We start from the raw sequence: 21,608 nt of genomic DNA on the forward strand, positions 1-21,608 counted from the left end.
CCCCTTACTGTTGCGTTTCACCAAACATCGCGGCCTCACCCACCAACGGGTTGACCAACTGGACGTACGTCGGACTATCGCTGTCGCCCAATAAGATCGCCCGCCCGGCCGGCAACCGGCCGAATCGCTGACCCCGGATCTTGCCGCTGTCCTGCGGATTGCCCGCCAGCATCAGCGTCGTCGCCTGCAGGTCGTTGAAGCGGCGCAGCAGCGGATTGGTCATCAGCGCGTGCCCGGATCCGGTCGCCCGCGCCGTTACGATCACCCGCAGGCCCAAATCGGCCGCCTGCGAGAGGATTCCGATCAGCGGGGACCACGGACGCTGCCCGATGTAGGGGCCGCTCATCGCCGGCGAGTCCGGTATCTGGTCGACATCGTCGATGATCAGGTAGTGGGTGTGCCCCGAATACGTCCAGCGGGCCAGCTCACCGGGCGACAACCCCGCCGGAGGGCGCCGCGACTCGATGATGTTGGCCAGCCCCAGCATCGCCGGGATGATCCGGTCGATGTTGGCGGTGTACTCGTTGTCGGCGAACAAGGGCTCGTCGACCAGGTGCAGCCGCCGGTCCAGCACGGTGAAGGCCACCTGGTCGGCGGTGGAGTTCTCGCGGATGGTGCGAATGATGTGGCGCAGCAACGTGGTCTTGCCCGACTTGCTGTCGCCGAACACCATCAGCAGCGGCTCGTCGGCGAAGTTGACGACGACGGGGGCGAGATCGTCCTCGCGCTGGCCGATGACCACCTGCTCGGGGCCGCGGTAGAGCGCGCCGACCGCCGCGGGGGCGAGGTTGGTCGGCAACAGACGCACCGGCGGCGCGGCCACGCCCGGGTGGCGGGCGTTGAGCGCGGCGATCTGGTCCAGCTCCGGCGCGGCGAACAGGAAGTGCTCGGCGGCCATCGTCAAGCCGCGGCCCGGCTGGTCGTGCGGCACGGACTCCGCGGGGCGCCGCAGCGCGCCGACGAGTCGGACGTTGCTGTCCCGCGGATCGTGCAGCTTGAGCTCGAGGCGCAGCCCGAGACCGTCGCGCATCGCCAGCGGCACCTCGAGCCAGCTCGGGGTGGTGATCACGACGTGGATGCCGTAGGCGAGCCCGACGTTGACCAACTCGCTCACCTTGGCCAGCAAGGGATTACGGGTGTTGAACTGGTCGGTGTTGTCCCGGCCGAACGCATACAGGTTGTCGATGACCAGGAACACCTCGCCGTACCCGTCGTCGGGGGCGGCGCCGTGCCGGTCGCGGAACACCTCGCGCCGCTGCCGGGACAGCAGCAACTGCTCCAGCTCGCCGAAGGTGCGCCGGATGCGCTCGGGTTCCAGCGCGGAGGCCACGCTGCCGACATGCGCCAGGTCTTCCAGCGCCCGCAGCTTGCCGCCGCCGTAGTCCAGGCAGTAGAACGTGACGTCGCGTGGCGAGTGCAGGCTGGCCGCCGACAGGATGAACGTCTGCAGGGCAGTCGATTTCCCGGACTTGGGGCCGCCGTGGATCACCACGTTTGCCGCCGACGAGGTGGCGTCGAACATCAGCGGGTCGCGGCGCATCTCGAAGGGTTTGTCGATCTCGCCGAGCGGCCACTGCCACTGGCGCTGGGCCACCCCGGCGCGCGCCAGCACGGCGGTCAGCGGGATCGGCTCGTCCAGCGGCGGCAGCCACAGCTGCGGCGCACGCGGGCCGTAGCGCGCCAACTGGTCGCCGATGGTGGCGATCAACTTGCGCGGCGGTCCGGTGAATTCCTCGTCGTCGGCCACCGAGATCACCGTGTCCTGATCCGGCTCGACCCGACCGGCCGTGAACAGCTTGGGCTCCGGGGTTGCCTGCACCACAAAGGATTTGGCCTTCTGCGGCGGATCGTAGATGCCGTCGACGTAGGTGCTGCGGAATTTGATCGGGGCCGCGCCCGGGGCGGGCACCAGGAAGCCCACGCCCTTGTGCTCCTTGCCCGATTCGATGTGGTACGCGTCCTCCACGCCGATGATTTGGCGGGACACGCTGGGACTGGCCACCTTCAACCCGATCCGGTAGGAGGTGTTCTTGTCGATGTCCTTGATCTTGCCCACGTCCAGCGTCTGCGACGCGAACAGGATGTGGATGCGGAACGAGCGGCCCTTGCGGGCCACGTAATCGAACAACTCCGCGTATTCCGGGTGATCGGCCAGCATCAAGGTGAACTCGTCGGCGACCACGAACAGCGTCGGGATCGGCGGAAGATCCTCGGCGCCCTGCGCACCCGAATTTTGCGCGTCCTCGTATTCCACCACCGAGTTGAACGCGCTGCCCTGCACGCGGCGCCCGGCCTCACGCAGCAGCGTTTCGCGGCGGGCCACCTCCCCGCGCAGCGTGTCGGCGAACCGGTCGGCCAGCGACTTCTTCTCGGCCATGTTGGAGATCACCGCGACGACCTGGGGGAAGTGGCGGAAGCTGTCGGCACCGGCCTCGCCCTTGAAGTCCGCGTAGATCACGATCAGCCGATCCGCCGAATGAGTTGTCAACAGCGACAACAGGATCGACATCAAGGTCTGGGACTTTCCGGAGCCCGTCATACCGATCATCAGGCCGTGCGGGCCCATCCCGCCCTCGGCTTCGTCCTTCAGGTCGAAGAACAGCGGCTCGCCCGTCGCGGTGACGCCGATGGGTACGCGCAACTCGTCCTCGCGGCGGCGCGGCGCCCACAGTGTGGGCACGTCAAGCCGCGAGGCGTCCGGGATGCCCAGCAGCGTGGTGAAGGTCGCGCCGCGGGTGGCCGCCGAGCGCAACCCGGTGTGGGTCGGGTTGGAGTCCCAGCGCGACAGTTGGCGCGCCAGGTGGGCTGCCTCGTCGGCGCCGAGCCGGTCGGCGTCGTCGATGTAGGGCTGCCAGCCGCCGGTCTGCCAGCGCTCCAGGGCCCCCGCTCGGCTGCCCTCGCGGATGACGCGCAGGATGGGCTTCTCCGGATCCGAATACTGCTCGCGGTGCGGCGGTGTCGCGGAGCGGTGCACGACGGTGACGCCCGCGCGGCCCAGCGCCAACGTCGAGGTGTTCAGGTCGAAGTCGGGGTCGTCCACCACGATGAGCAGATGCCGCAGCGCGTCGGCGGGCTCCCCGGTGAACGCCGGGCGATCGACGAACGCGGGACCCAGCAGCAGGACGAGCTCGTCGGGGTTGGTCGTCAGGAAACGAGCCGGCCCGACGCCGTCGAGCTCGCCCGGAACATCGGTGTGCGGAAGCCATTTCAGCCAGGACCAATCCGGGCTCTCCAGGTCGCGGGCGACCAGTGCCACCCCCAGCACCGTCGGGTCGTGCCACGTCACGGCCTGGGCGATCCAGGCGCGCATCGCCGCCCGCGCGTCCTCCGCCTCACCCAGAACGGTGATCCGCGAGACCTTCGTCAGGTCGATTCCGGTCGGCAAGTCCCGCACGATGCGGTGGGTGTCGAGCAGACTGCGTAATGCGCTGTGCGACACCGGCTCCAGGTCGATTTCGTCCGCGGTGTCGTTCACCCGCAGCGCGGTGCTCAGCGGGACCTGGTGGCGGCCGGCCCGTAGCACCAGGAAGTCCGGGTCGTGCGGGTCACGCTCCCACTGCCGGCGCGATCCGGGCACGCTCGCCAGGGCGGTCGGCTCGGGGTGCGACCACTCGGCCGCCGCCCGCTGCTGGGCGGCCTGGGTGCGGATGTTGTCGCGAACCACCGACAGGTAGCGCAGGTAGTCGGCGCGTTCGGCGTCGACCTCCTCGGTGCGCGTCTTGTTGTCGTTGCCGCGGTACATCGCGGTGGCCGCGAGCAGCAGCACGAACGGGAAGAACAGCGTCTGCGGGGAGATCAGCCGCATCCCGGTGGCGAACAGGGCGACCACCATGCCCACGATCAGGATCACCAGCACATAGGGCATCGCCCGGCGCAGGAACGACGGCGGGATCACGCGCGGCAGCTCGGGGGGCGCCTCGATGTTGATGGTGCCCTTGCGGGTAACCGGGGGCGCCAGCCGGCGGCGGGCTTCGAAGATGAGTCGGCTCATCGGGGCGCTCCCTCTGCTGATGCCACGCGGCCGGGCTTGTTGTCGGGTGCCAGCCCGTCGTGCGCCAGCAGCGCATCGGCGCGCGACAGCGCCGGGCCGCTGGCGAACAGTGCCAGCACCGACCACGGGACGGGCACCGCCGGCTCCGTCAGGCCAAGGGCCTCAACTGTTTTGCCGCGTCCGGCGGCCGAATTCTCCGCCTCGTTGTCGATGCCGTAGCGGACCCCGGTGTCGGACACCCAGAACAGCGACCCGGTGCCGGGCGCGCCTGCGCCGCCGGTGACGGTCTGGGCGAAGTAGCCGGTGCCCGGTGCCAGGGCGACGCGGGTGGCGGTTGCCGGGGAGGCGCCGACCAGGTCGACGGTGCGGATCGATTCGGGCACCGGCGGCGCGGAGCCGGACAGCAGGCTCAGCGAGCTGGTGGCGGCACCGGCAGGCTTGCTCCAGTAGGCGCAGGTGACGGGGTCCTTGGCCGCGTCGACCAGGGTGACCTGCTGGTCGGGGTAGCGCGAGGTGTCCAGCATCCGCGACACCGGCAGCTTGGCGACCGCGTCGGCACCCAGCCGCGGCGGTTGGTCCAGGCCGTAGGAGTTGGTGTTGCGCAGGATCGCCGCGAGCACCGGGGAGATGGGCTGCAGGCCGTCCGGCAACACCGCGTAGTAGCGCGCCGCACCCGATGAATTCTGGTCCAGCGCATAGGAAACCACGACCGCCCCGATCGGCGCCGGCACGCTGAAGCCGGCGGGCGCACCGGCGTTCGGAATGCCCGGCGCCGCAAGTGGCGGCGCTTCGGGGATCGCGTTGAACAGCCCCAGCGCGATGGGCCGCGGGGCCGGCACTTCGGAGTTGTTGAGACCCAAGCCAAGCGCATTGGTGACCGCGTGGTCGGCCAGGTTGATCTGGCTGCGCCTGCCGTCCCAGAGCAGCCAGGTGCTGTTGCCGCTATCCACCAGGATCGCCTGTCTGGCATCGAGTTTGGCCGCCCGCGCGCCGCTGCTGTCGGGGCGGCCCGCGATCACCGTGACACCCGTGCTGTGCACGGCGCGCGACGTGCCGCCGATGCCGTCGCACACGGTCCAGTTGGCGTCGCGAGTGGTGTTTTGCACCATGCGTTCTGGCGCGCCGGGAATGCCGATCAGGTTGCCACGCGGAAACCGGTCCAGCTCAGTGCTTTTGACCGTCGCGGGATTCACCGGCTTCCCGACAATCAAGCGGGCCGACGTCAGGTTGAGCACCGGGTGCAGCTGGTCGCCCACCCGTACGTACAGAGCGGCGGTCGATCGATCGGCGAGCACCGCGTTGGTCCCCGCGGTCCCGTTGGGCCGAATGAGCGAGAACACGAAGCAGCCCGCCAAGCCGGTGGCAAGCAGGACCACGCCCATCAGCACCGCGCGCGACTGGGTGCGCAGCGGGTCAACAAGCATCCTGGTGTCGTGCAAGGCGATGCCGGAAGCGATACGCCGCATTACGAAGCGCCAGCCGGTGACCTGGTGGCGGGTGACGAAACCGCGCCGATACTCGACCTTGTCGGGATTGTCGTTGACCGGGGTCCGCGAGGCGAACGAACGCCGCTCGTCCGCTTCAGGATTCGTCATGAGGGCACCGACAGTCCGAGGCCGCGCAACAACGGCTCCACCGAGTTCTCGACGTCTTGGTCGGTTATCGTCATCAGCTCCTCGTCACTGAATTCCCCGGTCCCGGCGTGATCCGAATGGTCGAGCCGGAATTCCCGTTCTTCCTCGGAGCGTTCGACGATGTTGCGGACGAATCGACCGTTGCCGGCGATGTCCAAGTTGCGCCGCGAGATTCCGTTGGCGTCCGGCGTCGACTCGGTGGCCAGCCTGGTGAACAACGCCTCCATGTGGTCGAGCGCGGCCTGTTCGAAGAGGCTGTCGCGCTGTTCGGCCATCTTGGTCGCGATCTCGACGAGCTCCGACGGTGCGTAGGAAGGGAAGTCGATGTTGCGGGTGAACCGGGAACGCAAGCCCTCGTTGGTGTCCAGGAACTTGTCGAGGTCGGCCCGGTATCCGGCGATGATGACCACCAGCCGGTCGCGGTCGTTCTCCATCCGCGCCAGCAGGGTATCAATGGCGACCAGCCCGAAGTCGTTCTTGGCGCCCGTGGCCACCAGGGCGTAGGCCTCGTCGAGGAACAGCACCCCGTCCAGCGCGCTGTCGATGATCGCGTTGGTCTTGGCCTCGGTCTCACCGATGTGCTGGCCGATCAGGTCGGCACGGTGCACCTCTCGGATGTTTTCTCGCTTCAAAAGCCCAAGGCCGCAATAGATCTTGGCGACCACACGGGCGATGGTGGTCTTACCGGTGCCGGGCGGCCCGGCGAAGACGAGGTGGTGGGCGCGCTGCGCGACGGCCAGCCCACGCTGCTTGCGCACGAGTTCCATGGCGACCGAGCTCTTCAGCCGGGACACCTGGTTCTTGACCTCGTCCAGGCCGATGAATTCGGCGAGCTGGAGTTCGGCCTCGTGCAGCAACACGGACTTGCGCTCGTGGGCCGCCGGGTCGACGAAGTCCTCCGCGCTGGGCTCGGTTTCCGGATCCCAAGGGTCGGTGCGCGCCTCGATCCGGGCCGCGGTGGTGGTCACGATCCCAAAGCTGGTGTCGGACAGGGCCTGTTCGATCTGTTCGTTTTCCGGGTGGCCCGCGTACAGGTCCTGCAGGACTTCGCTCGCCGAATCCTCGTCGACGTGCGCGCGCAGCACGAGCGCCTTGGCGAGCGCCCCGTCGACCGCCGCGACCGCGACGGGACCGTCGGGCTCCTCGAGGTACGACAGCGCCGGGGCGAACATGCCCAGCCGAGCCAACGCGATGCCCAGGGCGATCTTGGCCGCGTGGGAGAAGGCTTCGTCGAGGTCGGCGTCATTGACGACGGGCGTCAACAACTTGACCACGTCCGACCACCGCTCGGCGCGGTAGTTGATGACGACGGTGACCCATCGGGCTTCGCGCCAATTGGGGCGGCGCGCCGTCAGGCCGGTGACGATCTGGTCGGCCTCGGCGAACCGGCCGGCCGTCCCCAGGGCCGCCGCGTAGGCGAGGTGGAAGTCGTCGGGGGTGGCGGCGCGGAACTGCAGATACAGCCCGGTGTCGTAGCGGAACCCGAGCGCCCCGGGCGCCAGGTCAACTTTGCGCTGCAACGTGCCGGCCGTGGTCGCGGTCTGCGACACCGCCTCCAGCACCCGGAGGGACACATCGCCGGCGGCCGCCAGTCCGGTCCAGGCGTCGCACTGGTCGTGGGCGATGCGGGTCAGCGCGGTGAAGCCGGACCGCGCGGCGGTGAGGTCGGCCGGGCGCTGGCGTTGGTACACCGAGATGCCGAGCGCGCGGCAGCAGGTGGCGAAGCGGCTGACGACGTCGCCGTCAACCCTGACGTCCGCTCGAGAACTGACGGGTTGAGCTGCGAGCACGCCGGTGTCACCGAGTTCCACGGCCACGTCTCTCCATTTGTGTAGCCTCCCCTAACCTAACCCGCCTGAAGTTAGCATTGCATAAGCTAAGTGTCGAGGCGCGAGCGCCCGTCCGGCTCACCACACCACTCCCCGTTCAAAACCGCTAATGAGGATGCTAACCAGCAAAATCAGCCGCATTTTCGGTCTATCTGCGGCCGCAGCAGGTTCGCAGGCCGTTGTCAGCGCCTTCTAAGCGGCCGAGCTTATCGAAAATCATTTTCATTATCAATCCGAGGGTCCCCCGCCGCGCCGGTCGCCGGACAAGCCAGTAGTCGTACCCCGTAGGAGAAAAGTTCCGGTCCCGGGCATGCCGATCCGGGCCCGCTAGTCCGGCTCCCAGGAGCCCGGCAACATGGGCAGTGCCGGGCCGCCGCCGAACTCGTCGCCGGCCAGCGTCGCCAGGCCCGCCGCGGCGGCGCCGCCCTTGCGCGCCGTTCCGGCGAAACCCAGCGGCCCGGCGCCGCGATCCGATGCGACCGACCACCCCGCCTCGTCTGGCGGATCGCCCGCGGTGTCGGTATCCGGATCCAGGTCGACATACTCGTAGCCGCGGTAGCGATCTTTCATCGCCGCCCGCCGGCGCCGGCGGGCCCGCTGCGCTTCCCGTGCCGATGCCGACGCCGCCGCGGCGGCCGCGGCCGAATCGGGCTCCGGTGCCTTGCGTTGCGCGCGGCCGCTGGCGCCCGCGCCGGAGCCCACGGTCGGACCGCCGACGATGTACGGAAAGGCGGCGCCCCCGGCGCCGGCGGGTGGCGGCGGCGTTCCGGTCGCCGGCACCGAGGCCGGCGCGGGTGCCGGTGCCGCCGACGTAGGGGTAGGAGACGGTGCCGGCGCCGCGGCCGGGGCCGAGGCGGCGCTCACGACTACCGGAGCGCCGCTGACGACAGGCGCATTGGGAGCCGGGGCCACCGGTGCCGGCGCAGCGACGGGAGTTGGGGCCGGCTGGATGCCGGCCATCAGACTCAAGCCTGCTATGCCCCCCGCAAATGCACCCGGCACGATGAACGGAACGGCAGCCAGCTGAGGGAACGCTTGAAGGGCCTCGCCCACGTGGGTGAACTCGTCAGCGATCAGACCGGCGGGCCCGAAAATGTCTTGTAGCAAATCCTCTATTGCGTCGGCCGGGTTCGTGGGAAACTCCGCCAAATCTCTTCCTATGGTCTGGAAAATCTCCGTGAATCGGTTGATCCACCAGCTCAGCTGGTACGGGTTACCGCCGTCATTGTCGACGATTCCGTCGTCGTCACTGTCTTGGCCGCTGTCGGTGGCCTGCACGATTTGTGGCGCGGGCCCCGTCTCTGGCGCCGAAGCCACCGCGGCGCTGGACACCGCCTGATACGTGGACATCGTGGTGGCCGCCTGGACCCACATCCGCGCGTAGTCCGCCTCGTTGACGGCGATCGGAATGGTGTTGACGCCGAAAAAGTTCGTCGCCACCAAGGCGCCGTGAATCGTGTGGTTGGCGGCCAGCTCGGGCAGCGTCGGCATGGCCGCCAGCGCCGCCGTGTAAGCCGTGGCCGCGGTCTCGTGCCGGGCGGCGGCCGCCGCGCTGTTGGTGCTGGCCCGCATCAGCCAAGCCAGGTAGGGCGCGTGGGCGGCGACGTACTGCTCGGAGGTGGGCCCCTCCCACGCCCCGGCCTGCGTCGCGGCCAGGGTCGCGGACAGCTCGTCCGCCGCCGACGCGTAGGTCGTGCTCAGCGAACTCCACGCCGCCGAGGCGGCCAGCAGTCCCGCCGGGCCGGGACCGCTGCTCAGCTGAGCTGAATGGACCTCCGGGGGGAACGCCATCCAGACCGGCGCGGTCATCCTCGGCTACCAGCCGAGCTATCGATCAAAGTGCGTCGCGCCATGCCAGGACTCCTCGCCGGGCTGAGAGCGACGTCGTCCGGGCTGTTGGGCGACGCACGGATGAGCCCGGTAGTAGTCGGGGCGCGGCGCGCAAAAGTTCCGGCGCGCGCTCAACTCAGGGAAAAGTCATTGAAAGCCCGGCGACTCCGGGCTGCCGGCTCTCAGCCTTTGACGGCGCTGACCAGGGTGTTCCGCGCCACCATCGACCCGGCGTCGGCGTCAGCGCCGGGCACCGGGCGGCCGTTTTCCCGAAGGTAGTCGGCCAACGGGGTGCCGACCGCGTTCCACCCCCGCTCGCCGAACCATTCGGTGGCGGGCGCGATCCGCTCGTTGTACACCAGCTGATAGAAGGGCCGTTCCGCGCCGGCGGCCATCGCGGCCCGTTCCTCCTCGCGTTTCGCCTCGAAGTCGTCCCGGTCGAGCGGGGCGCCGTCCTCGACGGCGACGTGGCTGCCCGGCGCGGCCATGCCGTCGATGCCGTTGAACAGCTGCTCCTGCGCGGTGGCGGGTAGGTAGATGAGCAGGCCTTCGGCTATCCAGGCCGACGGCTTGGTGGCGTCGAATCCGCTGTCGCGCAGCGCTTGCGGCCAGTCGTCCCGCAGGTCCACCGCGATCTCCCGGCGCTGGGTCTTCGGTTGGGCGCCGTGGTCAGCGAGCACCTGACGCTTGAAATCGAGCACCTGCGGCTGGTCCAGTTCGAAGATGGTGGTCCCGGCGGGCCAGTCCAGGCGGTAGGCGCGGGAGTCCAGCCCCGCCGCCAGGATGACCACCTGGCGAACACCCGCGTCCGCGGCCCGGCGGAAGTACGCGTCGAAGTATTTGGTGCGGGCGCCCTGGAAGTTGACGAAGTGCTCGCCCCAGTCCGGGGTCTTCAGTTGGTGGTCGGGCAGCTTGCCGTCCAGGACATCGGCCGCCCACCCGCCCACGGCGCGGCAGAACACCTCCGCGTAGGGGTCGACGACCAGGGGGTCCGGCTTCTGCGCCTCCAACGCTCGGGCGGTCGCCACGAATAACGCCGTCGAACCGACACTTGTTGTGATGTCCCAGGTATCGCCTTCACTACGCACGAATCCGACAGTACCGGCGCTCGGCGACGGGCGGCCGCCCAGCTGATGCCGCGGGGTCGCCGGAGGCCGCTGAAGAGCCGTTATCGGACCTATCCTGTGTAAGCAGTTGCGCCACCCACCGGAGGGAGCATCATGAAGCTGGCCGAGGCGTTGTCACTGCGGGCCGATGCGCTGCGCCGCATTGAACAGCTGCGCACACGCATCGTGAGCAATGCCCGCTATCAGGAGGGCGAAGAACCGGCCGAAGATGCGGCAGCCTTGCTCGCTGAAGTCGAGGGCGTGCTCGTCGATTACGAAGCCTTGATCCGGCGGATCAATCGCACGAACGCAGCGACGACGATCGGCACAGACGGCACGCTGACCGATGCGTTGGCCCGGCGGGACGCGCTGCGCTGGCGTCACCATGTTCTCAAGAGCGCAGCGGACGCAGCCGCCGGGAGCAACCAGCAGGGTTACTCTCGACAACTGCGTTCTGAGCTAAAGATGTTGTCCGCCTTGACTGTTGCGAATGTGCGTCTTCAAGCCGATCAGGTGGCTCGCGAGCTTCGTGAGCTCGACGTGCGGATCCAGCGATCGAACTGGGAGGTAGACCTGTTGGAGTAATGGACCCGGGTGTAGCAGGTAGGCGTCGCGGAGGCGCGCACGAGCCCCGACCGGCGGGTCAAGTCCGGTCTCTCCTGGCGCACGAAGGGCAGTGCAGAGGGTTCGACTCCCTCGTTTACACCGCAGCCCCGCACTGGGCACAGGCGACAGGGCACAGCTAACAGCACATCACCGCGTGTGGATCCGTGACGGCGAGGGTGGGCATGGGGCATACACCGAGGCGCGAGTCAGAAGGTCCAGTTTCCGTTGCGCTGGATGACGAAGCCGTGCACGCCATACTGGACGTGCCGCGGGCCCGGAGGCTGGGTCGTCATTCCCTCGTTGGGCCCTGCGCGGCAGGCCAGCGAGTCGGAAGTGAGCGCTGCGCAAGCGACTCCGTTTCCGGCATCGAGTCTTCGACCGGCGGGCAGCAGCTTGGCGTTGTCATATGTGAGCTCTTCGTTGTGGTAGTGGCCGGGTGACACGGTTGAGGCGGAGACGGTGGACGAGGGTGGGGCGCCCACCGCCGCACCTGAGCACGTCACTCCACTTTCGGTGATCATGCTGACGACCATGTCACTTCCCCCGGTGTCTTGAAGACATAACCGGACATGCTCGGGTGGGGGCCAAAGTACGCATAGTCCGATGGATTGACCGCGGATAGGAGTCGACATTCGGAAATTGAGGAGCAGGTTGCCAAGGGTCTGCATGAGCGCTTGGTGGTTGCAAACTCGCGGGGAGCGATGCTACGGCCGCTGTGAGAACCGCAGCTACGGCCACGGGCTTGAGACACCGGTGCCGATCGCTAGACAGCATCGTCAGCGGATTTGGTTGCTGAGCTTGGGGACCAGTGCGGTGTTGAGGTAGCTGGTGGCCGCGGGGCCACCGGCGTTCAGCGCGGCGATGGTGGCGGGGTCGTCGACGATGACGAGGCTGCCGCCGAAGCTGCCGTACTTGGCGGGCAGGCCGGCGTATCCCCCGCCGCCGGCCCCGGGGTCGGTGCGCAGCAAGAGCATGACGTCGCTGCGTTGAGCGGCATAGTCGACGTCGTTGATGTCGAACGGGACTTGTGGGGGGCCACCCGGGCTGCGCTTGTAGTGAGTGTTGTAGCTGAAGCCGATGCTTTCCAGGTAGCTGCTCGGCGGTGACGGGGCCGCGGCGGCGGTCGTGCCGGTGCCCGTGTAGTCGACCACGACAACGGATTTGCCGGAAAAGGCGCGGTGCTCGGAACGGATCGTGTCCTGCTCGGATTGGGCCTTGTCGAGTAGGTCTTTGGCGGCCTCGGTGCGACCGAGGGCGGTGGCGATCCAATTCAGTTGCGCCTGCCAGGTCCAGTCTCTGGGGTTGTCGGCGGGCTGAGTGAGGGTGGGTGCGATGGCGGCCAATGAGTCATGGGTGGGCTGGTCGATATCGCCGGTGTCGATGATGAGGTCCGGTTTCGCGGCGGTGATGGCGCCGGTGTCGGCCGCGGCGAACACCGGTGGGGATGAATGGATCAGCGGTTGTAACCAGTTCGGCACGGTCGCGTTGGCGGCGTTCATCAGGACGGGTTGGGCGCCCAGCGAAAGGACCGCGTCGGGATCGCCGGGGCCCAGTGCAGCGATAGCCACCGGCCGGTGCTGCAGTTTGATGGTGCCGAACTTCGTGTTGAGGGTTTGTGGCTGATAAGGACCCGGGCTCCCGCCGGTGCGGCCGAACAGGTGGATTCTGAACACAATTGCCGCGACCAGCACCGCAACGAGGGCTGTCGCGGCCACTGCGAGGCGAGCGCGTTTGCGGCGCTTGGCTTTCCATACCGAATCGGGAGCCCCGGCCGGGGGTGGCGAGGGGGGAGCGCTTGCAAACCGTTGGGGCGCAGCATGGTTCGGGGTCCACGCCGGGCCGAACGCCGCCGGGGTGGGCGGTATGGTCGGTGGATAGGTCACGGTGGGATTGGTCGGGTTGCTTGCCGGTAGCCCGCTGGGCCCGGTGGGCCGCGCCGGCGCGGGACTGTTGGTCAGCGCGGCCGCGGTGGCGGCGGCCAGCGCGCCCGCGGTCTGGAAGCGCTGGTCGGGATCTTTAGCCAGCGCCCGGGCGATCACGTCGTCGATCGCGGGCGCCAGGGCGGGATTGATTTCGGTGGGGCGCGGAACGGGCCGCATCAAGTGTCCGGCCAACATCGCCGACAAGGAGTTGTCCTCGTAAGGGGTGCGGCTGGTCAGCAGCCGAAACAGAGCGCAACCCAACGAGTAGATGTCACTGCGGTGGTCGGCCGGGCGGCCCTCGATGGTCTCCGGGGCGGCGTAGGCAGCGGTGCCGACCATGGAGCCCGTCGCCGTCAAGTTTGTGGCGTCGTCGAGGGCGCGGGCAATGCCGAAGTCGGCCAACAACACCCGTTCGTGGTCGGTACCTGGCGCGAAGACCAGGAAGTTGCCGGGCTTGATGTCGCGGTGCAACACCCGCCGCGAGTGGGCGTAGTCGAGTGCGGCGGCGACGTCGGTGATGATGCGCACGATGCGGGCCGGAGTGAGGTTGGCGCGGTCCAAATCGTTCGCGGCGGTGCCTTCGACGTACTCCATGGCGATCCACAGCTGGCCGTCGTCGGTTTCGCCGCGGTTGTACACCCGCACGATGTTGGGGTGGTTCAGCGTGGCGGCCAGGTCGGCTTCGCGGGTGAACCGGACTCTGAATTGGCGGTCCACAGACAGCTCGGCGGACAGGATCTTCAGCGCGTCATTGCGGGGGAGCGTGGGATGACGGGCCAGATACACCGTGCCCATGCCGCCGGAGCCCAGCACGCCTTCGATGCGGTATCCGGCGATGATGGTTCCGACAGCGAGAGGCATTAGGGGCTCATTTCCCGGTCAGCATGCGATATTGGGCGGCCATCATCTGATGCAGCGCGTTCTCTTGCTCGCTTTGCATCTCGTAGGCGTAGCGATCCGCGCGGGCCACGCACCAGTAGCCCAACGTTTCGTTGAAGCATTTCGCCTTCGGCATGCCACTGATTCCGCCCACTTGATGCGGCCCGGTCATATCGGCGACGATGCGCGCCGCCGCCCCGGCGTCGGGGGTCTGATAGACCCTGGTTTCGAGGACGTACGCGACCTGCTGCACATTGGCCGATTTGAACAAGGCCTGCAGGTGAACCGGGTCACCGGTCTCCAGGAGTAGCGCTCCGTGCGCGTCATAGATGCCGTCGTTGATCGACTCGTTTTCTTGTCGGGGCGCCACGGTGCGTGACATCAGGCCGTCGGGATCCAATGGCAGCTGGGCTATCTGATCCGGCGGGGTGGGCCTGAAGCCGTCGATCAACGGCTGCTGCAAATCCAGTGCGGTGGCGATCAATTGAGCCGCAGCATCAGCCCTGTCGGCCGATGTCGCCGTTTGCGCCAGGACGTACTGGCCGTGGGCGGTCAGGGCGGTCACCGAGAACCGTGGACCGCCGGGTTCTGGGTATTGCGCGGTCCACTGGTAGGTCAGCGCGGCCGTCGCCGGATGACGCGGAATCGAAAACGGCTGTGTGGAAAGGGGTTTCGCCTCAAAGGGCATGGTCAAGGTGGCGCCTTTGGTGACCATGTCGGCGACCGCGGCCGTCGCGTCGGCCGGGCTGCCCAGTTCCAACACGATGTTGAGCAGCCCTTTGTAGGCGCCTTTTTCGGTGTGACGCGAACCGGAAAATCCAGCCACCAGGTTGTGGCCGCCCAGCCCCTCACCCATCGGGCTGCCCAACAGCGCGCTGACCGCGTCGGCATCTTTGACCACGCCGGAATCGATTTGCGCGTAGTCGATCAGGTCGGCGTCAACCTCCCAGGGGCCCACCACGGCGCCGGCCAGGCGGCGCCCTTCGACCCACCCGCCGCGCAGCGCGTCGCCGGCGACGCCGAGCGGCGGGCGCGGGGCGGTGGGAAAGTTCCCGGCATCAAGCAGGGCGAGGTCGACGCCGTCGGAACTGTCCGTCCCGGGCGCTTTAACAGCAGCCCCCGGGATGGTCGTAGTGCAAGCCACCGTCACCGCCGCGACCGCGACGGAGAGGGCACAGAGGCGGACGCGGCGCGTCATGCGGCTGTCAACATCAGATATTGGGCGGCGATGATCTGGTGGGCCTCAACTTCTTGGGCGGCAGTGGCTTTGAACGCGTAGCGGTCGGCGGTGGCGATGCACAGGAAGCGCACGGCACCCAGCTCCGTGCTGTCGAGGCCGCGGTCAAAGCAACGCGCCGATGGCAGTCCATTGATTCCGGGGGCGGAGTGATAGCTCAGGAAGGGCACGTCAATCCGGGCGAGCCCGTCGGCCGCCCGCTGGGCGCCGGTGGGATCGACTGCCTCGTAGACGGTGGTGCGGTCGGCGGCGACGTGGCCGATGCCCGCGTCGCTGTACATCGCCTGCGTCGCCACGGGATCAGACCGGAAATGCAGCGCGCCGTGCGGTGGATAGACCGCGGCCTGGTTGACGCTGGGGTCGGTGGCCGGCACGGTGCGGGCCAGCAGTCCGGTTGGGTCTGCGGGCAGGGCAGCCAGCTGGTCTACCGGTGTGGCTTGGAAGTGGTCGGCCAGCGGGCCTTGCAGGTCCAGGGTCTTGGCAACCATGTCAGCGACCGTGCCGGCGCTCTCTTTAGAGCCCGCGAACTGGAAGAAGACGTATGGGCCGTGAGCGGTGAACGCTTCGGCCTCAAAGCCTCCGGACAGGGGCGCGACGTTGGCAACTGTGTTGGGGTAGTGCGGGATTGACAGCCGGCTGGCCGGAATGTTGCCGGGCCGGACGGTGGCCATGTCGGCGGCGGCCATGGCCGCAGCGGCGTCGGTGGCGTCCTGCGGGCTGGGGAAGCGGAACACCCCGTTGTCCAGGATCCTGGGTTTGTCGGTGGGCGGTTGGCCGCGTGGCGGGGGTGGGGTGACGCGCCCGCTGACGAAGCCGGCCACGAAGCGATGCGCGGCGGCGATCGCGGCGATCGAATCACCACGCACCAGCGCCGAGAGCCGCCCCGGCTCGGGAAGCGCGGTGGTGGGCGCGATTTCGGCGCTCAGCGGACTGATCAGAGTCCCGTCGACCTGCCAGGGGCCCGCCACCATGTCTGCCATCCGCTGGGCTTCGACGCGGCGACCGGCTGCGTCGTCGGCGACGGTGCCCAGCGGTGGCCGCGGTCGACGCGGGTAGTTACCGGGGTCGAGCAGCGCCACGTTGGCCGCCGCGGGCGCCGGGCCGCCGGACTTGACGGCGCTACCGGTGACCACCGTCGAGCAGCCGGTGCCCACAGCGATCACCGCGGCCGCCGTGGCGATCAGCAACCGGGCCGACGATGCCACGCGTGGCCGCACACCAATTCGGTTGTCCAAGCGGCCCGTCCCGTGCGGACAGCCGGTCGCGGCGTCGGCGGAATCCACATGCCGGGCACCCGGTCGGCTCACCAACGCGGCCACCCGCTCACGGGCCGTCGTCGGGAGCGGTCGCGCGGCGCGTGCCCATCCCCCATCCCCCATCCCCTCATTTCGGCGCCCGCTGGCGGCCACCTGTGGCGATGCCGACCAGACCAGCAGAATGGTAATGGCTGCCACCAGCGGATCAGCTCCGTTCACTGATTTTGCTCATCATTGCCCTGGCGACATCACTCGCGTTCTGACCCGGATGGCGGAGCCGTCCACGATGCGACGTTGGGTGCCAACCGTATCCAACTCATCGCCCCCTCCTTTCTCACTCTCGCGGGCAGCGTTCAGCGGGTGGTGACGCGCTCGGCCATTTTGGTGGCGATGGTGATCGCTTGATCGGTGCGGTTTTCACCGCAGCTGCGCACGTCGATCACGATGTTGTTGCGCGCGGCCAGGGCCCGTTGACACTGCCACCCTCCACCGCCTTCCTGGGTGTTGGTGATGCTGAGCATGCCGTCATGGTTGGTGACGGTGCCCGCTGTCCAAATGCTGCTTGGGTGCCCCCGCTCCGTGAGGTGCAAGGTGGCGCCGCTGCACTTGGGCCAGGCCTGGGCTTGTTTGGCCGCGAAGTCGTTGGTCGCCTTGGCCGTGGCGAAATAGATCGCGGCACTGTGATTGCGGTGCCGAGCGCCGTCGCGGTCCTGCAGGGACTGCGTTCGCACCCCGATCCAGCCGCTGTTGTCGAGCTCTGAATCCAGCGCGGGGGTGTGGACCTCGCTGCACTCGGGGCGGTCGGTGCTCACGCCGCTGTACGCGTAGTCGTCCTTGCCGTTGTCGCCTGGTGGAGGACCGATGTCGGTTGTGCCCTCAATGCTGTTGATGGTCGCCACATCCAACATCAACCCGGGCAGCGCCGACAACGGCACCGTTGGCGCCTGCGGCGCCGGACCTGGGTCGACCGGCGCCGCGGATGTGGCCGGCGCGGGCATCAGTGTCGAACTGTCATCGGGGCTGCTGGCGGCATTGATCATCAGGCCGGCGCCCACCATGGCGACCACGACCGCGGCCCCGATGGCGATCCGGGCCCAGGTGGGCCGGCGCCGCGGGCGCTCCGGGGCGAACGAGGGTCGGTAGCCGGGGCTCGGCCCCCACACGGGCATCCCGGGCGGCGCCGGCGGCGCGCCGGGCGGGCCCGCATACGCGAACGGCCGGCGGGGCAAGACGGTAGTGACCTCCTCTCGGGCCCGGCGGCGAGCGGCGCCGACCGGGCAGGTCCGTAGGCGCCGGGCGGCACCGGCGCGCTTCCCGGCGCAGGGCGCGTCGTGGTGGGCGTAGGCGGGTGCGGGTGGTGGGGCATCGAGTGTCCTTCGGGGATGAGGAACTGCGGGGACAGCGCGAACGACCGGCGTGGCCGGGCCGTGAGGACCAGCCCCCAGGGGTGAGGGGTACCGCCCGGCGCGGCAAGGTTGCGCTGCATGCTCCAAATTGAAACACAGCGCTCGGCACTGTGCAACGTTTCGAAACGTTGCACTGCTGCGCTTTTATTGCTAGCGTCTGCGTCATACCCGGACGAGCTGGCAGGAGGACCCCGACATGAGCGCTGTTTCGCTGCGTAACCAAGGTGGACCGATAAGCGGTGCCCCCAGTCAGGACACCGCCGGACGCCGACCCCGCTTCGCTCCCGTGGCGCGCTGGGCGATCCTCGCCGCGGTCACCCTGACCCTGTTGCTGAGCGGATGCACCACCACCAACACCGGGCACCCCGCGGCCGCCCCGGACCTGGGACGCTGGCAACCGCCCGCGATCCTGCCCCAGCACCTCGCCGATCTGCTGCTGAAGGAAGACGACGTCAATGCGATCGCCCACACCACCGGCATGGCCGTACGCAAGCCGGTGACGCGGATGTGGCACGACGAGGAGATGCTCACCAACCCCGGCTGCGTGGACACCTACTCACCCGCCGAAGCCACCGCCTACCAAGGCAGCAACTGGACGGCGCTGCAAGGGCAGATACTCGATGACGCCACACCTGCTGCGCGCGAGCATGCGCTGGTGCAGGTCCTGGTCGGCTTCCGGGACGCCGATTCGGCCCAGCAATTCTTCAGCAAGTCCAAGACACGCTGGTCCGGCTGCGCCAACAGCTCCATCACCATCACCCCGCCCGGTCACGCCCCCAGCAGCTGGGACCTCGGCGAGCTGCAGGCGACCGACACCTCCTTGGCCATCCTGCAAACCCGGCCCGGCGGCCGCGGCCCGATCTGCCAACGCGCCATGGGGCTGGTCAACAACGTCGTCATCGACACCCTCTGGTGCGGGTTCGATACCACCAGCCAAGCAACCGACATCGTCTCCAAAACCACCGCCACGATCTCGCAAGCCTGATCGACCCGTCGCAACATCCTTACCAGAACGCGTGAAAAACCCGATCCCCCAACCTCTTACGGAGTAATAATGCCTCAGCCACACCCCCAGCACCGACAGCCCTACGGGTACCCCCAGGCCTATCCCCCGGCGGCGCGGCCGGTTTACGGACCCGCACACGCACCGGCACACCGCGTGCCGCAGGCCGGCTACCCACCCCCGCCCCCTACGGGCAACCAACCGTTCTTCCAGGTACGGATCAGAAAACACACCGGCGCGATCATCCTGATGTTCAACCAGACCTACACCGTCACAGGAACTTTCGCCCAATGCGAAGCCGCACTGCACGACGCTCTATTGCACAATCTGCTCGCCGGTTGGTGGAGTATGGCTTCCATCTTGGGCTGGAACTGGTTCACCTTGCTCGAAAACCACAACGCGCGAAAGAATCTGCGACGCCAGGCCGCCCAGGCCTACGCCGCCACACGCCCGGCTCCCTGGACGCAGTCAGCGACACACGGATAATCCGTGCTGCAGCGCGTCAACCGATCGACAGCTGCGCGATGAGGTTTTCGAGGGCCCGGGCGGCCTCGGGGGCGATGGTGCGCTCCGCTTCGGCATCCTCGAGGACGGACGCCGGCAGCCCCGCGCCATTGGCCGCTTCCTCGAGGCTCAGTTCCGCCCGGTGACGGGCGCCGTAGAGTCGCTGGCCCAAAGTGGCCGCGGGCGAGCGTGCCGCGCGCATCATCAAGTCGTTGTAGCTGCGCCGCACACTGCTCAACGCCAGGATGACCGCCGGACTGCCTTTGGCGTTGCGCGCAGCGCTCGACGCCAGCCTCTCGAGCTTGCGCAGATCGGCCAGGATATTGGTGGCCCTGGGAGTGAAATCGGGATCGGACGGCTCGGGCAATCCAGAGACGGCGGTGGTGAGGGTGTGCATGGCCAGTTCCACCGTCTCGGCCATCAGGGGCGCGTGAATCGAGTCGGCCAATACCTCGGTGGCCTCGTCGCGGCGAGCTCCCGTGGGTCCGGCGGGTTGGCCGGCGCCACCGGTGGGGGCCGGAACCGCTCCGCGCCGGATGCGCGTGATGTGGCCCGTCGGCCAATCCAGCACCTTCTCCAGCCTCTCCAGCGTCGAACGACGCGGCCAGCTGCGGCCCTTCTCGAAGTTGATGAGGGCGCCCGCGTTGATGATTCCGTCGCGGTCCAGGCTCCGCTGCGAGATCCCCAGCTGCTGGCGGCGCTCAGCGACCGCGCTGCCGGCGCGGACGACGCCGGGGTCGCTCTGGCCGTCCCACCACTGCTCGTCCTCGGCTTCGAACGGATGCACCACCTGGGTCGACTCCTCGAGCGTCACTTCCGAGGGGCGCTGCGGGATCAGGGTCACGGCTGCCCCGTCAGGGGCCCCCAGACAGATGGTGGTGACGCCGGTGATCAATACCGAGTTGCGGCGGATCCCATCGACGAACATCCCGTTGCTACTGGTGTCGAAGGCCTGCCAGCCGTCGCCGTGCGGTTCGAGCCGGACGTGCCACCGCGAGACCCTCTCGTCGTCCACCCGAACCGCGGCCCCGGCGTCTCTACCGATGACGGCGGCGCCGGCCGCAGGGTGCAGCGTGTGCGTCGCATGCCCGACTTGTACGGTCAGCGCGGTCGTCGGTTGGCCGGGCGTCAATTGTCGCTCCTCGCTCCCGTGGGCTCACTGCTGCTGCGGTACGACCCAATGCATTGCGGATCATGCTACATCTGCTTCGTGTGCAGTCTTGGCCGTGTGCGGCAATTTTACGCAGCTCAGAACCGTTTGGGCTCGCATCCTGCCCCTGCTACGGTGGCGCACCGTTGCTGCCGCACCGTTTACAAACGTTGCGCACCACTGCCGCTTCGGTTACAGTTCAAGCAGTAGTCGCTCACGCGGTCCAAGCCTTAACAGAGAGGCATCCGATGCAGCCACACCCGCCCCCGGTGCCAGGGCAATACCCCCGGCGACCCGGCATGTCACCGGTCCCGCCCGGACGCTTCTACGATCCGCCCACCGAGCCCCTGCCCCGCCCGCACCCGTTTCCGAAGGGGACCCAGCGTGGGCCGCTTCCCTACCCGCATCACCAACGGCCCGCCGGTGGGGGCTTCTGGGCGCCGGTGGCCCCCGCTGCACGCGGCAGACGTCGGCCGCTTTACCTGGGCGCGGCGATCATGGTGGGCGCCGTGGCCATGCTCATCTCGGGATTCTGGGCGCCGGGCTTCTTCGTCACCACGCAGCTCGACGTCACCGCCGTGCAGTCCGGCGTCACGCAGGTCCTGTCCGACCCGGCGGGTTACGGCGCCAAGAATGTCAGCGACGTCACCTGCAACGACGGACAAAATCCCACCGTTACCAAGGGCGGCACCTTCACCTGCCAGGCAACCATCGACCACCTCAAACACCAGTTCCTGGTCACCTTCACCGACGACACGGGCAGCTATGAAGTCAGTGCCCCGAAGGGAACGAAGGTTTGAGATGCGCCTCGAAGGCCGACGGCCGGTCACCACCCAACCGGTTGGCAATCAGTAAGGCGTTCGGCGCCGCTACCGGGTGTCGCCGCCGGCGTCGGTTTCCCAGGTGCCGGGAACCATCGGAACCCTTGGGCCGCTGCCGAATTCGTCACCGGCAAGCGTGGCCAAACCCGTCGCATCACCGGTCGCCCCCCGGTGCGCTGTCCCGACAAACCCCAGCCTCCCGGCCCCGCGGTCCGACGCGAACGAGGGCACCTCGTCGCCCGGCGTGCCCCAATCCGGATCGACGTCGACGTTCATGTCCGCGAACTCGTCCCCGTGGTGGTCCCGGACCGCCCGCCTACGCCGGCGCGCCCTGGCCTGACCCCGCGCCGTCGCGGCCGCCGCGGCGGCGGCGCTATCGGGTTCCGGCGCTTTCCTTTTGGCGCTCGAGCTGGCACCGGCACCCATCCCCGCAC

15 protein-coding genes and 1 pseudogene are annotated in these 21,608 nt (G+C 68.4%); 4 read left to right on the top strand and 12 right to left on the bottom strand.

The window, feature by feature from the left end:
- Window positions 1–4: 4 nt before the first annotated feature.
- The 5 genes from eccCa to A5773_RS02570 all read right to left on the bottom strand — a co-directional run bounded on the left by eccCa (window position 5) and on the right by A5773_RS02570 (window position 10,372).
- A complete protein-coding gene (gene eccCa / locus A5773_RS02550; RefSeq protein WP_067264440.1) occupies window positions 5–3,991 on the bottom strand; it encodes a type VII secretion protein EccCa in 3,987 nt (1,328 codons plus the stop codon).
- Complete coding sequence (eccB, locus tag A5773_RS02555) at window positions 3,988–5,586, bottom strand: type VII secretion protein EccB (protein WP_066947424.1); 1,599 nt, start codon at window positions 5,584–5,586, stop codon at window positions 3,988–3,990. The genes eccCa and eccB overlap by 4 nt, the downstream gene beginning before the upstream one ends.
- Window positions 5,583–7,436: a type VII secretion AAA-ATPase EccA gene (gene eccA / locus A5773_RS02560; RefSeq protein ID WP_066947681.1), complete on the bottom strand. Its 1,854-nt coding sequence runs from the start codon at window positions 7,434–7,436 to the stop codon at window positions 5,583–5,585. Before eccA ends, eccB begins: the two co-directional genes overlap by 4 nt.
- 345 nt (window positions 7,437–7,781) lie before the next feature.
- A complete protein-coding gene (locus A5773_RS02565; protein WP_066947421.1) occupies window positions 7,782–9,263 on the bottom strand; it encodes a PPE domain-containing protein in 1,482 nt (493 codons plus the stop codon).
- Window positions 9,264–9,466: 203 nt separating this feature from the next.
- Window positions 9,467–10,372, bottom strand: a complete 906-nt coding sequence (locus A5773_RS02570; protein ID WP_066947417.1) for a class I SAM-dependent methyltransferase — start codon at window positions 10,370–10,372, stop codon at window positions 9,467–9,469.
- Between the two features lie 132 nt (window positions 10,373–10,504).
- On the opposite strand from A5773_RS02570, the gene A5773_RS02575 reads away from it, so the two are divergent.
- Window positions 10,505–10,975: a DIP1984 family protein gene (locus A5773_RS02575; protein ID WP_066947414.1), complete on the top strand. Its 471-nt coding sequence runs from the start codon at window positions 10,505–10,507 to the stop codon at window positions 10,973–10,975.
- Between the two features lie 227 nt (window positions 10,976–11,202).
- Here A5773_RS02575 and A5773_RS02580 read toward each other — a convergent pair whose 3' ends face one another.
- The 5 genes from A5773_RS02580 to A5773_RS02600 form a co-directional block, all read right to left on the bottom strand.
- On the bottom strand, window positions 11,203–11,517 hold the full coding sequence (locus A5773_RS02580) for a hypothetical protein (RefSeq protein ID WP_067264456.1): 315 nt from the start codon (window positions 11,515–11,517) through the stop codon (window positions 11,203–11,205).
- A 255-nt stretch (window positions 11,518–11,772) separates the two neighbouring features.
- Complete coding sequence (locus A5773_RS02585) at window positions 11,773–13,779, bottom strand: serine/threonine-protein kinase (RefSeq protein WP_067789264.1); 2,007 nt, start codon at window positions 13,777–13,779, stop codon at window positions 11,773–11,775.
- Between the two features lie 7 nt (window positions 13,780–13,786).
- Window positions 13,787–14,995: a hypothetical protein gene (locus tag A5773_RS02590; RefSeq protein WP_067264433.1), complete on the bottom strand. Its 1,209-nt coding sequence runs from the start codon at window positions 14,993–14,995 to the stop codon at window positions 13,787–13,789.
- Complete coding sequence (locus A5773_RS02595; RefSeq protein ID WP_231989237.1) at window positions 14,992–16,488, bottom strand: hypothetical protein; 1,497 nt, start codon at window positions 16,486–16,488, stop codon at window positions 14,992–14,994. Before A5773_RS02595 ends, A5773_RS02590 begins: the two co-directional genes overlap by 4 nt.
- Window positions 16,489–16,643: 155 nt before the next feature.
- Window positions 16,644–17,519: a sensor domain-containing protein gene (locus A5773_RS02600; RefSeq protein ID WP_156744703.1), complete on the bottom strand. Its 876-nt coding sequence runs from the start codon at window positions 17,517–17,519 to the stop codon at window positions 16,644–16,646.
- Between the two features lie 373 nt (window positions 17,520–17,892).
- On the opposite strand from A5773_RS02600, the gene A5773_RS02610 reads away from it, so the two are divergent.
- Window positions 17,893–18,681 (top strand): sensor domain-containing protein, encoded by a 789-nt coding sequence (locus A5773_RS02610; RefSeq protein WP_082948057.1) that lies wholly within the window; start codon window positions 17,893–17,895, stop codon window positions 18,679–18,681.
- A gap of 69 nt (window positions 18,682–18,750) precedes the next feature.
- Window positions 18,751–19,185: a hypothetical protein gene (locus A5773_RS02615; protein ID WP_156664349.1), complete on the top strand. Its 435-nt coding sequence runs from the start codon at window positions 18,751–18,753 to the stop codon at window positions 19,183–19,185.
- Between the two features lie 16 nt (window positions 19,186–19,201).
- On the opposite strand, the gene A5773_RS02620 is transcribed toward A5773_RS02615, so the two are convergent.
- A complete protein-coding gene (locus A5773_RS02620; RefSeq protein ID WP_082948058.1) occupies window positions 19,202–20,335 on the bottom strand; it encodes an FHA domain-containing protein in 1,134 nt (377 codons plus the stop codon).
- A gap of 317 nt (window positions 20,336–20,652) precedes the next feature.
- Here A5773_RS02620 and A5773_RS25325 point away from each other — a divergent pair, with 317 nt between their 5' ends.
- Window positions 20,653–21,153 (top strand): DUF4333 domain-containing protein, encoded by a 501-nt coding sequence (locus A5773_RS25325; protein WP_082948059.1) that lies wholly within the window; start codon window positions 20,653–20,655, stop codon window positions 21,151–21,153.
- Window positions 21,154–21,222: 69 nt separating this feature from the next.
- On the opposite strand, the pseudogene A5773_RS26220 reads toward A5773_RS25325, so the two are convergent.
- Window positions 21,223–21,608, bottom strand: a pseudogene (locus tag A5773_RS26220) (hypothetical protein); the annotation flags it as partial.

The sequence above is a fragment of the Mycobacterium sp. 852014-52450_SCH5900713 genome (assembly GCF_001667075.1).
Taxonomy (GTDB): Bacteria; Actinomycetota; Actinomycetes; order Mycobacteriales; family Mycobacteriaceae; genus Mycobacterium.

Coding starts and splice junctions, on each gene's coding strand:
- A5773_RS02580 (WP_067264456.1), bottom strand. CDS start 11,517: ATGATCACCGAAAGTGGAGTGACGTGCTCAGGTGCGGCGGTGGGCGCC.
- A5773_RS25325 (WP_082948059.1), top strand. CDS start 20,653: ATGTCACCGGTCCCGCCCGGACGCTTCTACGATCCGCCCACCGAGCCC.
- eccB (WP_066947424.1), bottom strand. CDS start 5,586: ATGACGAATCCTGAAGCGGACGAGCGGCGTTCGTTCGCCTCGCGGACC.
- A5773_RS02565 (WP_066947421.1), bottom strand. CDS start 9,263: ATGACCGCGCCGGTCTGGATGGCGTTCCCCCCGGAGGTCCATTCAGCT.
- A5773_RS02590 (WP_067264433.1), bottom strand. CDS start 14,995: ATGACGCGCCGCGTCCGCCTCTGTGCCCTCTCCGTCGCGGTCGCGGCG.
- A5773_RS02610 (WP_082948057.1), top strand. CDS start 17,893: ATGAGCGCTGTTTCGCTGCGTAACCAAGGTGGACCGATAAGCGGTGCC.
- A5773_RS02575 (WP_066947414.1), top strand. CDS start 10,505: ATGAAGCTGGCCGAGGCGTTGTCACTGCGGGCCGATGCGCTGCGCCGC.
- eccCa (WP_067264440.1), bottom strand. CDS start 3,991: ATGAGCCGACTCATCTTCGAAGCCCGCCGCCGGCTGGCGCCCCCGGTT.
- A5773_RS02585 (WP_067789264.1), bottom strand. CDS start 13,779: ATGCCTCTCGCTGTCGGAACCATCATCGCCGGATACCGCATCGAAGGC.
- A5773_RS02615 (WP_156664349.1), top strand. CDS start 18,751: ATGCCTCAGCCACACCCCCAGCACCGACAGCCCTACGGGTACCCCCAG.